The organism is Anaerocolumna sp. MB42-C2, from assembly GCF_030913705.1.
Taxonomy (GTDB): Bacteria; Bacillota; Clostridia; order Lachnospirales; family Lachnospiraceae; genus Anaerocolumna.
In genome coordinates, this window is sequence record NZ_CP133190.1 from 272,920 (window position 1) to 288,537 (window position 15,618).

Below are 15,618 nucleotides of genomic sequence, written 5' to 3' on the forward strand. Positions count from 1 at the left end.
CGATCACTAAAATGAACTGATTGATAAGCTTTTACTTATCAATCAGTTCATAAATCTATTTTTTTGAATGGAGGATGATCATAATTGATAGATTTAGTTAATATATAAATTACTTCGAAAAATATAACATACCATTTCCTTCATTCCTTTTGTCGAAACCAAGAGAAGTAGTATGCTTTACTAATTGGGCGTAGATTTCAGTCTCCGTAAGAGTTCTGCCATATTCCGCTTCACACATATTTATAATTAAGGCGGCTGCACCGGATACATGGGGTGTAGCCATTGACGTTCCACTTAATTTTGCATATTTACTGTCAAGATAGGTTGATATGATTTCATTGCCTGGAGCTACTAAGTCTACATTATTATTGGAATTACTGTATTTTGTTATCTTTTTGTTAAAATCAACAGCACCTACGGATACAGCTTCATTATAAGCAGCCGGATAATTTAACTCATCTGTTTTAAAATTGTTATCCCCATTATTACCGGAAGCACAGACAACAAGGATATTATTATTCACTGCTTTTATTACGGCATCATGTAGTTTGGGTACATCCGCATCTCCGCCTAATGACATGGAAATAATTCTGACCTTTTCATTCTTAGGACCGCGCCACTTAATTGCATAATTAATAGCTTCAATAATATTTTGATAATTTCCACCGCCGGATTTGCCAAGAACCTTTAAAATCAGGAGTTTTGCCATAGGTGCAACCCCAAGAACTCCATTACTATTTTCTGAAGCAGCAATGGTACCGGCGACGTGTGTTCCATGTCCATTATTATCGGTAAAATTATTCGGGTCACCATTAAAGTCTTTCGTAAAGTTTCTCCCGCCAATGATTCGATCTCTTAAATCAGGGTGGTCAATCTGGCAGCCTGTATCAATGACTGCGATAACAACCCCTTCCCCTTTCCGGCTTTTATCCCAGATAGCAGGAGCTTGAATCATCTGAACTCCTTGTGGTATCTCATTAACATTCTCTATAATTTCTTTAACCCTAAACGGAACTAAACGTATTCCTTTTCTTATCAGAAAAATATTAGAAAGTTTAGACATTACAATATTCCTTTCCGGAATTATCTTTATAAGAGGCTCCAAATACAGATACCTGTCTATTTGGGTTAAGAAAATTCGCTTAATCCTATTTCATAATTCCTTAAATGAATTTTAGTGATAACAATCACTACTATATTATATTAAGTAATGTCGAAAAATGTTTCATTTTGAGTTAATAAATAATTATAAAAATACAGGTTAATCCTAAATTTAAAATAGGATGTAACGGTAAATCTTATCTGATTGATAAGATTAAGTGGGTCTTATCACTTAGGAAATATTTACATGTATACGGTAATCAATCTATCTACTATACTTTAAATATAACGAATGTGCCTACATAAAAAATGAATAGAAACGGAAGTTGACAGAGAAAGGATATAAAACTAATGATGTTATGTAAGAATTAAAATAAAAATAATTTAAAAAACTAATTTAAAAATTATAAGGTGATCGTGATTATGAAAAAAAAATTGAAAATATTAGAAGCGCTTTATAGCAGGAAATTACCAAAGAGGAATTTAATCAGCTGTATTTTGATTCTTTCTATCTTAATAACATTAATTCCGTCAGTGCATTTAAAAGCTGTTACCGGAATAAAACTATATAATTATACGAATAAAAGAGAAAGTTATTATACAGGGAAGCAGATAAAAGTTACCTGTAAAAATATTAAAATCAGTAAGGATCTTAGCCCGGGTATCATAACGGATGGAATAACAATGGTATCTGCCTACGATATTTTTGCAAAATCTAAAATTGGTGCAGCTTATTCTTATAACAAAGCAAAGGGTAGTATTGTATTACAAAAAGATGGGAATCGTATCAGTATGACTCTTGGAAGTAAAGCGGCAACGGTAAACGGATATAAGGTGACAATGCCTGCTGCACCGGTGTTAATAAAATATGTAAAGGCGAATGTAACCAAAATATTAGTGCCGGCAAGGTTTGTCACAGAAGCATTTAATTATGGATGTACGCTGTTAAACAGTAAAAATGAACTTATAATTCAAACAGATCTTTATGGTAATACACCCGGTAATATAGCACAGGGTGGTAAATTTATTTATTATGACGGATTAATCTACACAACTGAATTTGATTTTTATTTATCTCGAATGAAACCGGACGGTTCCGGAAAGAAAATGATAGAAGCGATATATCGGCCCCAATATTTAAACATAAAAGATGGATTACTCTATTATTATAGCCAGGGCAGTTTATACCGCAGTACAATAACCGGCTCAAGCAGAAAAAAAATTAATGATTTTAATAGTATTACGCAATTTATTATTTATGATAAATATATTTATTACATTAATCATAAGGATAGTAACCGTATATACCGTATGAATCTGGACGGTTCCGGCAGAAAAAAACTATCAAGCGACATAAATATGAAGAATCTAAGTATATCAAACCGTTATATTTTTTATTCTTCTAATCAGGTGCTGTATCGAATGAATCTGGATGGCAACAGCAGATTAAAAATATCCTCTCAGGGAGCAGAGAATATCGTTACCGATTACAGATATGTTTATTATATAGACCAGGCGACCAGAGATATTATGAAAGTGAAATTTGATGGCACCGGAATAACCAGATTAAGCCACGATAATGCAATAAATCTGAATATTTCCGGAAATACTTTATATTATTCAAACGGAAAAGATTATAACAAATTGTATGCAATCACAACAGAGGGTAAGATTAAAACTAAAATACTTGATGTACCGGTTTATTACCCCAATATTGTAAATGGTTACCTCTATTATATTCCTGATGAGCATAATGACGGTAATCTTCATAGAGTTAAACTAAGAACATTGACTGCAGAAACAACTAATTCTAAGACTGCCGGTAATTATACCGGTAATATCATTAATGATGCATTTACTGCTGCCAGCGGCTCTACTCTATATTTTTGCGATCCCTGGTTAAATCGTGCTCCATTAAATTATACTAGTAATACCTCATTAAAGAAATATGAGAATAAAGATTATACCGACTTTTACGAGATTAATATTGTCGATAAGTATATGTATTTTACCATGTCAAAACATAATACTAATGGAATAGGCGGTATCTATAAGATGAGAACGGACTGGTCGGAAGCTCCGGTCAGACTGACGGATTTAAATGCAGACAATTTAACGGTCATTGGCGGATGGATGTATTTCACAAATTATTCCGGAATGAATCATTATGTTGGAAGCGGTACGATCTACAAGATGAGAACGGATGGGAGCGATTTACAGATGATTAATCCCGGTAAATCCGGCCAGGCAGGATGCTTAAATATTACAGGAGATTATATTTATTACATTAATGAAAGTGATAACTGCAGCATATACCGCATGAACCTTGACGGCAGCGGCTTAAAAAGGCTATCGGCAGATGGTGGTATCATTACCTTTCAAGTTTACGGTGAAGATATATATTATAGAAATCTTAATAACAGAAGTATTATGAAAATGCCAGTAGGTGGCGGTATGGGTTCTGTTATAATACAGAATGCAGACACAAAATTAATTGTATATCAAGATAGAATCTATTTCTTCAAGCTTAATTTAACCGATTTATCCTTTTCACTCTATTCCGGTGATTTAGATGGTTCTGATCTAATTGAAGTAAAAAGTAATGTATTAGAACATGATTTAAATATTACAGCCGGATTTGCTTTTGTAAAAGATAAAAATCATACCGTAATAAAGGTTAATCTAGATGATATATCAACAATAAAATAAAAGTTATTGTTTAAATATTTTGATAGCTTATGCGTATATATGTTCATATAATGTTTGATAATTTGATTTTAACTATATTTTATATCAGAATCCTCTGGGATTAATACTAAGTGGTATTAATCTTAGAGGATTTCTTGTATACTGCCGCAGATAGAAGCAACTATGAATCAATGCAAGTACTATATATGTGATTATGTACTATTCCTGAATAATAATCATTATCTATAACATTGTTAATTGACTATTCCTTTTAAATACACATTGATTTATATGGTAAAAAATAGTAATATTGTTTTATAAAAGAATTGATAACAAAAAATGATGTTAAAAATTCAAGAATGATTAACTTATACTTTGATTTGGAATATTTATAATTAAGAAAGAACTATTGCCTATATGGGGATTAGTGAGGTTATATATAATGATAAATAGCAAAACTTATTTAAAAGTTAATGGTGGTAAAGCACTGCAGGGCAAAGTAGAAATTAATGGCTCAAAGAATTCAATTTTAACCTTAATACCCACTATGTGTTTAGGAAACGGTAAAGGAACCTTAACAAATATTACTGAAATTTCTGATATTGATGCAATGAGAGGTATTTTAGACGAAATCGGCATACAACTGATATTGGAGAATAATGCAGTAATTATCAACGGAAACATGGTATATTCCGATTTAAGTAAACAATATGTGTCTAAAATCAGAGCATCCAACTTATTCCTTGGTGTCTTACTGGCCAGATTCGGCAAAGCAACCGTACCTCTTTCTGGCGGAGATAAGATAGGCAACAGACCAATTGATATTCACTTATATGTTTTTAATAAATTTGGAATTCATACGGAAATCGTTGACGGATACGTGAAATGTAAGGCAACACAATTTCCTTATAAGGGCCAAAAGATATTCTTAAGATTCCCCAGTGTGGGTGCAACAGAAAACGCTATGTTAGTTGCAAGTGCGGCCGATAGTGAAACCGTTATTTATAATGCTGCCATGGAACCGGAGATAGTTGATATGGCTATTTTATTTAACTCTATGGGAGTTAAAATATCCGGTGCAGGTACCCCTGTTATTCATATTAAACCATCGGTAAAGAAATTAAAAAGAGCAATTCATGAAGTTATGCCTGACCGGCTGGAAGTCGGAACTTTTTTATTTATGATTGCGGCAACAAAAGGTTCAGGAATCATTAAAAATGTAATCCCGGAGCATGTAATATCAGTACTTACCATATTATCTGATTCAGGTGCCGATATAAGAATAGAAGAGAATACTATTAGTATAGATGCAGCTAATTGCGAATTAAAACCAATTAATATTGATGCATTGCCATTTCCGGGTTTTCCTACGGATTTACAACCATTTGCAACCGTTTATGCATTAAATTGCAGCGGTACCTCTACTATAAAAGATACCATTTTTCCGGTGAGGTTTAATCATTTATTTGAGATGAACAGAATGGGTATGGCATATGAAAGTGTATATTCCCAGGTTATAATTAAGGGTATTCAAAAAATATCCGGAACAACAATGACAGGAACAGATATTAGAATGTGCGCCGCATTGGTTATGGCTGCATTGATTGCAGAGGGTGAATCAAAAATCTATGGATTGGAGCATATTTTAAGAGGTTATGATAATTTTTTTAACAAACTGATTGATTTGGGTGCAGATATTGCCATTATTGATGAAGAATATCCTGAAATAAATAAAAAAACCCAATATATTTAATTACTTCAGTTAACAAATCGATATCAGAAGAACCAAACGGCTTTGGGGATAATCTTAAGATTATTCTAAAGTTAAATTTGAAAGAGCTGTCTCAAAATTTATAGGATATTTTACTTGGCAGAGATTACATACGAATATGATATATTCGCTGTAACAAGTTTATGCATTTGTAACAGCTCTTTCGTACCCGGTTTAAAGAAGCTGAATAAGAAAAGCAGGACTTTGAGGCGGAATGCTCAACGTTTGAAAGATGGCATGTTCCACCATGACGGATTGCCCCGGTTGTATTTCATTTAAGGAGATCTGGTTATAATTCTGATCCAGTATAAATGTTTCTTCAGAGACGGTAAATATCATTTGATCATTAATATCGTAGGGATTCCCTGTAATAAAAAAACCGTTTATATCATCAATACTTACTACACGGTCAATCTTAATGATTGAGTCCGGAGCCACCGTATTAGCAATGATGCTAAAAGCCCTTGCCTGAGGGGGAATGCTTCTTGTCATGGCAGGAGAAAATTCGGCAGCTACCGTAATACCTTTCTCAAGATCACACAGACAAAGAGATTCTCCGAACTGATTCATAATCTGAGTATCTTTTCCTACGTTTAACCTGAGAAAATCCCGGTACCTCCAATTCTTACGTTCCTCTGCGCCGTAAGATATGAGAACATAACCGGTTCTTTGGCTTGATATATATATTTCTTCAATAAATGCATTATCAATACGTTGGACATTACCATTTTGTAATATTGTTTTCTGAAAAGCTTCCTTGTTATTGTCCATAAACTCCTCTAAATTACTTATTATTATAATTCTATTATATGACATAGGTTAACATCTGGTATTCAATCATTATAATAATAATTTTGAATTTACATTATCTTATAGTAAAGTTCATATTTTAAGTATAATTGTTATAACAATACATTTATTCCAAAAGTTCATTACTTAAACGTTGTTTTGCGTAAATAAGTAATGTATAATATTACCATATAATTATATCCCATCATTAATATTACAAATTAATTGTTAAATTTTGAAAGGAGTGTTATCATGCGAGAATTGGAAATAAAAAATGTAAAGACAGCGCAGTACCGCGATTTTAATTTGAATCTAATTTATAATTACATTGATAAGGGTGAAAAATCGTTCGAATTTCAAAGGAGTGAAAGTGTTTCGCCATACATAAGTGGCGAGGGAAAACTCAGTGTTAACTTCTATACGTTACAACCAGGAAAAAGTAATTATCCATATCATCAGCATACAGGGAATGAAGAAGTTTTCTATATTATATCAGGGACTGCTACATTAAAAACACCAAAAGGTGATATTAATGTTTCCGAAGGTGATGTAATTGTAATGCCGCCAAATGAAAACGGCGCGCATATGTTGACCAATAATTCAAATGAACCGCTTTTTTACCTTGATGTTCATACAGTTAGTTCACCTGAAGTAGTTATCTATCCCAATACAGGCAAAGTGCGTATTCTTACTGGAGACATGCAAAAATCTTTCAAAATAGAATCGGAAGTTAACTATCTTGACGGAGAATGAGACGAATCTTGTCCTTATTGTTATAAAGGCAGAGTCCTTACGGGGTTCAATTACATAATAAAGTTCATAATAAACTATATTTTCTTAAAAATTTTATTTAGTTATTCTTTTCCCTTAACTTAACTTTACTCGCGGCACTCCGGCGTCTGGAGTCTTCTATGGCGGCATAGTGTTTTTTGGTTGTATTTACATCTTTATGGCCTAAAACATCAGCAACGAGATAGATATCTCCGGTTTCCCGGTAAAGACTTGTACCATAAGTACTTCTTAATTTATGAGGAGTAATTTTTTTAAGTCTTGTAACCAAACCGGCATATTTTTTCACCAGATTTTCAACTGCTTTTACACTGATTCTTTTTTTTTGGATGGATAAAAATAAGGCATTTTCACTGCCGGACGCCGGTATAACAGCCTCCCGCTCCAGCAAATAACTTTCCAGAGCCTCCTGTACTTCTTCACCAAAATATATAATAGATTCGTAACCGCCTTTACGTCTGATTTTAATACCGTCATTATTAAAATCCACGTCATTGATATCCAAACCAACACATTCACTGACACGGATACCGGTGCCAAGAAGGAGTGTTATTATAGCCAAATCCCTTACTTTCGTTTTATTATGGTACTTTTGCTGGGATTTTGTCATATTTTCTCCGGTTTCAACTTCGTCTAACATTTTTGCAACTTCATCAATATCAAGCCGGATAATTTCTTTTTGATGAAGTTTAGGTATATCGACCAGTGCGGCAGGGTTATACTGAATCAGTTCTCTTTTATAAAAGTAATTATAAAAGCTTCGTAAGGATATTAATTTTCTTTTCTTACCATTTTCCTGGTTTAAGATTTTTATGTCCCCTTTTTGGTAGTAGGAGAGATATTCTAAATATTCTTCTAGATCAATCGGCTTAATCTGATCTAATATTTCAACCTTTAAATCTCTGATTGAAGTATTTTTAAACAGGGGATTAGAATTGCACAAAAACTGAAAGAAAACTCTTAAATCATAGGCATAAGCAATTCTGGTCAAGGAAGAAGTTGTCGGCTCAATACCACGGAAAAAATCGCTGCAGAAACGAGGGAGTTCTGCTATGATTTCACGTAACTTAACTGTATTTTCAATATTTTTTTGGTCATGATAATTATTCTCAATCATTTCTGCTATCCTCTCAGTGAAATTTCATAATTATTGTAATTATAACATAATTTTAATAATCTGACCATAAAATTGAAAATCAACAAAAAAATGACATACTTTTAACACTATTTAACAGTATTGTATAAATGTATTAGGAAAATTATGCAAAATTAACAAAGAAATAGTGTAACTGGTTTTGATTTACTGATGGGAGGTGTTAATCGTTAAATTTATTACGAAAGAAAAAAGGTTTAACTACTGAGTAATCACAAATGAAAAGACGGTAATAAAAGCATAAAAGTAATAAGTCCGCTGTTTCATTAACAGCTGCCTTATGTAAATAAGAGAAATAGGAAAAGATGAACATGTAATACCTGAAACTAGTTAATACATGAATCGGATAGCATGACATTATATTACATTTATTTACGGCATGTAGTCCTGTCGTAAGCGGTCTATTTTTATGCTATGCAAAGTAATGATAAAATACAAAAGGATGATTTAGATATGTATAGGAAATGTAACAATTTAAAATTATTGCTGATTTTAGCAGTTGTGCTGGTATGTTTGCCGGTAACAAGTGCACTTGCTGCAACGAAACTTAACTTATATTATTACGGGCCAAATAAAAATGTAACCTATACAGGCCAACAGGTTAAATATACATATAATGGCTCTGCTATCAATATGAGAAGTACTCCTGGGATTATTTTTGACGGCACTTCCCTGGCTCCGTTTAACGACGTTTTTGTTAAATCAGCCATAAAAATGGATTATAAATATGATGACACAAAAGGCAAGCTGACCTTATCCCAGAACGGTACAACTTTAGTTTTAACAGCAGGAAGTAAAAAGGCGACCTTAAACGGTAAATCCGTTACTTTGTCTTTAGCTCCCATGAAAGTAAAATATAAAGATCAGAAAGTTACCAAGCTCTTAGTACCTGCAAGATATGTTGCAGAGACTTTTGGTTATAAATATGACTGGAACAGTGCTGCATCAACTGCTTCCATAACATCACCGATGCATCTGTATTATAATAATAAAAATGTATCTTATAATGGAACAGTAGGTAAAGTTACCGTTGACGGCAAATCAGTAAATTTGGGTACTATGCCAAGTATTGTTATTGATAATACGGCAATGCTTCGTGCATATCAAGTATTCAGTGCATCTTCCATCAAAGCTGGATACTCTTATAACAGCAGTACGAAAGTTGTAACGTTAAAGCTAAACGATACTGTTGTTAAGCTGACGCTTGGCAGTAAAACAGCTAATGTAAATGGTAAATCCCGTACGATGGATACTGCTCCCCTGTTAGTTGAGAATAAAGATTCAAAAGTATCTTATGTCATGGTTCCGGGAAGTTTTATTGCTTCTTATCTGGGTTATGATTATGCCTGGAATTCCTCAACCAAAACTTCGGTGATTACATTAAGAGCACCGGAAGATGAGGGAAATCAGAATGGCGAAGACGGTCCCGAATTAGGCGGCGATCCTGTACCGGACTCCATTGCTTTTAATTGGGGTATCTCATCTGATTTTACAGAAGAATATAATAAAGCAAACAGTCATAATACTGCATCCGAAATCTCTGAAGACATTGATACGTCTTCTAATATTACTTCAATAAAAATGGATTCCCCATTCAGCAGCAACATTGAAGTATATGCCATTAATTCCTATGCACCTTTTAGTAAATCTACCGTTAAGATTAATGGTCAAACATTGAATCTGCATATCAACAATTCATATCTTGCAGATGGTGATAGTAAAGAATACAGTTTAGGCGGTAAATTAACCGATCATATCACAGCTGCAACAAATTATGCTGATACATCTACTGATATAGATTTTGATTTAATGGATCCGAATACCAGTTATGAATTATCATTATCCGATGATAGCTGTACCTTATACCTGACTTTATATCCTAACTACATTTCTAATATCGAGGCGGGAACACAAGCTGGTAATGATTATGTAAAGATTACAGGTTTGAAAGAACTTAACGTTGATTTAACAGAAAATGGAAGCTCTATTTCTTTAGAAATACCTAATACAGTTAACAGTGTAGGTGAGCAGTATTTAAATACAGCATTAAATACACTGCAATCCGTAACCAGCACCACAACGGATGGCAATACTACTAAAATTATTTTAGAAACATCCGGTTCAGCCAATTATGAAGTAACTAATACCGGAAATACCTATTTACTTACCTTTACCGGAGATAGCTCCAATCAGGATTTGGATTACGCTTTAAAGATTAAAATTCCGGACGAAGTATTTTATTCTGAAATAACCAATGAGGACCTTTATTATCAAAATCAAATCGTTCTTCGTATACCTGGGGATTATAGGGACATTTATAATACATATCCAATCAATTCCTCTAATAGTGTGATAAGTGATATATCTGTCGATTATAAAAACGATATGACAGAAATTGTTATCAGTACTACTAAACTTCAGGGATATAAATTAAAAGATATGGACGGATATGTTGGCGTAGCGCTAGGAAATCCAAGAGATATCTATAAAAACATTGTCGTTTTGGATGCCGGACATGGCGGAACAGATCCGGGAGCAATCCGTAAATTAAATGGTGTAACAATAAATGAAAAGGATTTAAACTTTAAAATTATGTATCAATTAACACAGAAATATTTTAATGCTGAGGATTCAGAAATTAAAGCATATTATTCCAGATACAATAATACGAAAGTTGACTTATATGATCGAGCTGCTTTTGCAAAAAAAGTTGGAGCCGATTTATTTATCAGTCTCCATATGAATGCAAATAATAGTTCATCACCAAAGGGTACCGAAATCTATTATACAGGTTCTAATAAAGCAACAACTGAAAATGGCTTAAACAGTAAAATCTTAGCTACTATGTTCTTAAATTCTTTACCGGCTAAAGTCGGTACAGATAAAAGATATATCAGTGACCAAAGTCTTGCTGTATGCCGAGCCAATACAGTACCGGCCATATTAATTGAATTAGGTTTTATGTCTAATACAAGTGATTTGACCAAATTAACTGATCCGGATTTTCAGGAAGCATCCGCACAGGCAATTTATGATACATTGTGTGATGTATTTAGTGCCTATCCCACTGGAAGATAAGTAATACAAACGCCTGTCAGCAAAAGTCAAGGAATCTGTGCTTAATAATTATTTGGCTTTTAATGGCAGGCTTTTTCATATATAATTTGCCATTTGGAACAATAATCCAAATTACATAAAAGGAGCGAACAGTTTAAATGAGAGGATATTTAAGGGGATGCCATAACATTTTCTGGAGGGAATTTAGACAAATGATAAACAAGAACAAAACACAATGGTTTTCTGGACTTTTCATGATTTTTATTATAGGAGTGGTCATATTCACTTCCGTGCCCGTGTATGCAGCGGCCGATAAGACAGCTCCTGCAATTACATTAAAAGCTGATACAAAAGAACCAACCAATAAACCAATTAAAGTTGAGGTCAAAGTATTCGATGCCTCCGGCATAAAATCTTTAAAATGGTCTTCCGGCAGTAAAAAAGCCGATTATTTTAAGAAATCTGGTAAATCACTGACTTTAAATTCTAAAAATGTATATACTGTTACAATTACGGCGAATGGAACATACTCTTTTTACACCGTAGATAAAGCTGGTAATGCTTCATTAAAGAAGATCACAATTTCCAATATGGATACCTCAAAACCTAAGATTAAAGTAACAAAAAGTACCAGGGACTTAACAAAAGGGAATGTAATCTTATCTTTCTTAATTGGCGAAAAAGGTTTAGGCATTAAGCACTTACAATACCTAACCGGAACGAAAACAGCAGCTGATTTTAAAGATGCGGGAAAAACTATCAGCTTAACTGAAAACGAGGTAACCAACCCAGAGTATAATTATATGTATAACGGTAAGCTAACGGTAAAAACCAATAATATATTTACGTTTTTAGTAGAAGATACCGCCGGTAATAAGACTTTAAAAGTGGTAACCGTAGAAAATATAGATAAATCATCTCCTGAGATTGCCTACACCTTAAGTACAACAAAACCAACGAAAGGTTCTGTTACGGTTAATCTTACCGCTGCCGATATAGGATCCGGTGTCAAGGACGTTAAATATCTCTCCGGTGAGCGGGCATCTGGGGATTTTACGGATGCAAACAAACAATCTGCAGTAAAACTGGACAGCAACGGTAAAGGCAGTTTTAAAGTAAGCAATAACGGTAACTACACTGTTTTGGTAACAGATATAGTTGGGAATCAATCGATAATAGTTATTACCATATCCAATATTGATACGGCGTTACCTACACTTTCATTAAATTATACGGTTGCCAATCAGAAAGCAATTATTACATATAATGCAAAGGATACTACTTCAGGTATATCCAGTATTAAGTACTTAAAGGGAAATATAACAGATATATCCTCAGACAAGTGGAGTAGTGCAAAGGATGTAACGGGTACAGGGAAATTCACTGTTACAGCTTCTGGTGATTACAGCGTTTTAGCAACGGACAAAGCAGGTAATTCTGTAATTAAAGTAATTAATATCGTCTTGGAGTTTCGTGCAGTTTGGATTTCTTACTTAGAATTTATGAATTACGGTAAAGAGGGATTTACTGAAACCGGTTTTGAATCTACTATTGATAAGATGTTTGATAAAGTAGTTGATATGAATATGAATGCGGTTGTTGTCCATGTAAGACCTTTTGGTGATGCCATGTATAATTCTAGTTATTTCCCATGGTCAAGATATGCATCCGGTACACAAGGTAAGGATCCGGGATTTGACCCTCTTGAATATATGGTTAAAGCTGCACATGAAAGGGGTCTGCAGATTCATGCCTGGCTGAATCCTTACCGTGTAACAACAGCAAGTACGGATTACACTAAATTATCCAAGGATAATCCTGCCAGAGTATGGCATGATGACAAAGATGAATCCAATGACCGTAATGTATTGTCTTATGCAGGTAATCTTTATTACAATCCTGCCTCAAAGGAAGTTCAGACTTTAATTACGAATGGAGTGAAAGAAATCGTACAGAATTACGATGTAGACGGAATTCATTTTGATGATTATTTTTATCCTTCTTTAGGAAGCAGCTATGCAACTAATTTTGATGCGCCCGAATATAAAACCTATGTTTCAGATTGTAAAGATAGTAATAAGACTGCTTTATCCATCGCTGATTGGAGAAGAAATAACGTTAATACCTTAGTGAAAGGAATCTATTCTTCAATTAAGAAGATAGATACTTCCGTTCAATTTGGTATCAGTCCGGGTGGTTTTTATGATTCCTTAACCAGTAATTTAGGTTATTATGTAGATTATAAAACCTGGTTATCCTCTGATAAATACATTGATTATATCTGCCCTCAGATTTACTGGACTTTTTCCCACAGCAGTTATCCTTTTGACAAAACTTTGGATAAATGGCTGTCTTTCCGTACCAGTTCAACGGTTAAAATGTATGTTGGAATTGCCACTTATAAAGCCGGTTCAACCTTAGAAAAAGATTGGAAAAACAATACCAGCGAGTTAAAGGACCAGGTAGAATACAGCAGAGAAACAGGCAAAGTTGATGGATTTATATTCTTCCGTTATGATTTCTTTAATAATAAAACAACAAAACCTGGTGTTGATAAATTATTAGAAATTATGAAATAGTCTGGTATACTGCAATTTAGATCGGGCTTATAATAATTACATTATAAAACATTACATAATAGTTCTTCTTTAAAATACATATTATTGGAAATACAATTATTTCTAATGATATGTATTTTTTAAGTTTATTAAATTATTGTTAAATAAAAGACATGCTATGTTAACCCAGAACCGCAATATATTTATTATTTTCGCACAGACGGTCAAGAAAATTATGTTAAAATAATATATCCTATATCTATCGGAGGCGCTAAAGTGTGAAAAAGAATTTTGAAAAAGTCCAAAATTCTTTCGAAGAACTCCAAAATGAAATTCATAGTTGTTAAGACGTTTTATCTTAACAATTTGGAATTCTCATTTTGAACTTCTTCATCCATTATTTGAGATGCCGCTTTGCGGCATCATGTTTGGAAGTGTGAGGGCAAAAACATCTTGACATTGGAAGAATTCAAAAACGAACACAGCATGTGATCGTTCCAGCTTTCTTCCTTATTATCTGAAATGCCGCCTTACGGCATCATGATTAAATGGTTGAAAGTAAAAGAAAAAAGAAAGGATAGCCATTATAGATGAATAAAGCGGAATCAGCATATATGGTACAAAAAGTGCAGGACTATATTGAACGGAATATAACAAAACCTATAACCATGAGACAACTGTCCGTTGAGGCTGGGTACTCATCCTGGTATCTTGCCAGAATATTTAAAGAGGTTACCGGAAAAGGGCTTTTTGAATATATACGTTTAAGAAGACTTACACAGGCTGCGATTATATTAAGAGATGAAAACATAAAGGTGATCGACGTCGCACTGGATTTTGTTTTTGACAGCCAGGAGGGTTTTACCAGGGCATTTTCAAAAGAGTTTGGAATTGCTCCCGGTAGATACAAACTCAAAACACCTCCTATTAAGTTATTTTTGCCTGAAAAAGCTTATGATACCTACCGAGCATTTCATAATTTAAAAAAAATAGAGGAAAGGATGGAAATTATGACAAAATCAATATTTGTGCAGATTATTGAAAGACCGGAAAGAAAATGTATGCTAAAGCGAGGAAAAAAAGCAGAGGATTATTTTGAATTCTGTGAAGAAGCAGGATGTGATGTATGGAGTGTATTATCCAGTGTAAAAGAAGCCCTTTATGAGCCTATCGGTATGTGGCTTCCGTCCCATTTAAAACCTGAACATACCTCCTTGTATGTTCAAGGAGTGGAACTTCCAATGGACTATAATAAGGATATTCCGGATGGATATGAATTGATTGTATTACCTCCTTGTACGATGATGGTTTTTCAGGGGGAACCCTATAATGATGATGATTTTCAATATGAGATCGGTGAAGTATGGAAACATATAGATAAGTTTAATCCTGAAGTGTATGGATATGCGTGGGCTCCTGAGCAGGCACCGTGTTTCCAGCTGGCGCCTATGGGATACAGAGGTTATATTGAAGCCAGGCCTGTAATAAAATGTAACAATTAAAGTATATAAGATTCGTGATATAAACCCCGTATGGTATGTATACCTTACGGGTTTATATATTTATATACAGCCGTTTTATTATGACATAAACGAATCCTTTGCGTTTTGTGTGTATCGGTAAGTCTGTTACTGCTCACGGAACTGCTGACTTTTTGCAGGGAGTGAACAGTATTTATGTTATTGTTTATCCCGACTGCATATAATTTATGA

9 protein-coding genes are annotated in these 15,618 nt (G+C 33.8%); 6 read left to right on the top strand and 3 right to left on the bottom strand.

Annotated features, from left to right (window positions below):
• Positions 1-109: 109 nt before the first annotated feature.
• Complete coding sequence (locus tag RBU59_RS01250; protein WP_308146069.1) at positions 110-1,063, bottom strand: S8 family peptidase; 954 nt, start codon at positions 1,061-1,063, stop codon at positions 110-112.
• Between the two features lie 461 nt (positions 1,064-1,524).
• Here RBU59_RS01250 and RBU59_RS01255 point away from each other — a divergent pair, with 461 nt between their 5' ends.
• Entirely contained in the window at positions 1,525-3,810 is a 2,286-nt protein-coding gene (locus RBU59_RS01255) for a DUF5050 domain-containing protein (RefSeq protein ID WP_308146070.1), read from the top strand.
• Positions 3,811-4,231: 421 nt separating this feature from the next.
• A complete protein-coding gene (gene murA, locus RBU59_RS01260; protein WP_308146071.1) occupies positions 4,232-5,542 on the top strand; it encodes a UDP-N-acetylglucosamine 1-carboxyvinyltransferase in 1,311 nt (436 codons plus the stop codon).
• 192 nt (positions 5,543-5,734) lie between these two features.
• Here the strand turns inward: murA and RBU59_RS01265 are convergent, their stop codons facing one another.
• Positions 5,735-6,331 (bottom strand): hypothetical protein, encoded by a 597-nt coding sequence (locus tag RBU59_RS01265; protein ID WP_308146072.1) that lies wholly within the window; start codon positions 6,329-6,331, stop codon positions 5,735-5,737.
• Between the two features lie 270 nt (positions 6,332-6,601).
• Between RBU59_RS01265 and RBU59_RS01270 the strand changes: the two genes are divergently transcribed.
• Entirely contained in the window at positions 6,602-7,102 is a 501-nt protein-coding gene (locus tag RBU59_RS01270) for a cupin domain-containing protein (protein ID WP_308146073.1), read from the top strand.
• Between the two features lie 97 nt (positions 7,103-7,199).
• Here the strand turns inward: RBU59_RS01270 and RBU59_RS01275 are convergent, their stop codons facing one another.
• Complete coding sequence (locus tag RBU59_RS01275; RefSeq protein ID WP_308146074.1) at positions 7,200-8,255, bottom strand: tyrosine-type recombinase/integrase; 1,056 nt, start codon at positions 8,253-8,255, stop codon at positions 7,200-7,202.
• Positions 8,256-8,744: 489 nt separating this feature from the next.
• On the opposite strand from RBU59_RS01275, the gene RBU59_RS01280 reads away from it, so the two are divergent.
• The 3 genes from RBU59_RS01280 to RBU59_RS01290 all read left to right on the top strand — a co-directional run bounded on the left by RBU59_RS01280 (position 8,745) and on the right by RBU59_RS01290 (position 15,408).
• Positions 8,745-11,369 carry an N-acetylmuramoyl-L-alanine amidase gene (locus RBU59_RS01280; RefSeq protein WP_308146075.1) on the top strand — a complete coding sequence of 875 codons (2,625 nt, stop codon included), beginning with the start codon at positions 8,745-8,747 and terminating at the stop codon, positions 11,367-11,369.
• A gap of 191 nt (positions 11,370-11,560) precedes the next feature.
• Positions 11,561-13,927 (top strand): family 10 glycosylhydrolase, encoded by a 2,367-nt coding sequence (locus RBU59_RS01285; RefSeq protein ID WP_308146076.1) that lies wholly within the window; start codon positions 11,561-11,563, stop codon positions 13,925-13,927.
• A 569-nt stretch (positions 13,928-14,496) separates the two neighbouring features.
• Positions 14,497-15,408, top strand: a complete 912-nt coding sequence (locus RBU59_RS01290) for a helix-turn-helix domain-containing protein (RefSeq protein ID WP_308146077.1) — start codon at positions 14,497-14,499, stop codon at positions 15,406-15,408.
• Positions 15,409-15,618 lie beyond the last annotated feature (210 nt).

What these genes read in the sequence shown, in the direction of transcription:
- RBU59_RS01250 (WP_308146069.1), bottom strand. Translation starts at nt 1,063, where the DNA reads ATGTCTAAACTTTCTAATATTTTTCTGATAAGAAAAGGAATACGTTTA.
- RBU59_RS01255 (WP_308146070.1), top strand. Translation starts at nt 1,525, where the DNA reads ATGAAAAAAAAATTGAAAATATTAGAAGCGCTTTATAGCAGGAAATTA.
- murA (WP_308146071.1), top strand. Translation starts at nt 4,232, where the DNA reads ATGATAAATAGCAAAACTTATTTAAAAGTTAATGGTGGTAAAGCACTG.
- RBU59_RS01265 (WP_308146072.1), bottom strand. Translation starts at nt 6,331, where the DNA reads ATGGACAATAACAAGGAAGCTTTTCAGAAAACAATATTACAAAATGGT.
- RBU59_RS01270 (WP_308146073.1), top strand. Translation starts at nt 6,602, where the DNA reads ATGCGAGAATTGGAAATAAAAAATGTAAAGACAGCGCAGTACCGCGAT.
- RBU59_RS01275 (WP_308146074.1), bottom strand. Translation starts at nt 8,255, where the DNA reads ATGATTGAGAATAATTATCATGACCAAAAAAATATTGAAAATACAGTT.
- RBU59_RS01280 (WP_308146075.1), top strand. Translation starts at nt 8,745, where the DNA reads ATGTATAGGAAATGTAACAATTTAAAATTATTGCTGATTTTAGCAGTT.
- RBU59_RS01285 (WP_308146076.1), top strand. Translation starts at nt 11,561, where the DNA reads ATGATAAACAAGAACAAAACACAATGGTTTTCTGGACTTTTCATGATT.
- RBU59_RS01290 (WP_308146077.1), top strand. Translation starts at nt 14,497, where the DNA reads ATGAATAAAGCGGAATCAGCATATATGGTACAAAAAGTGCAGGACTAT.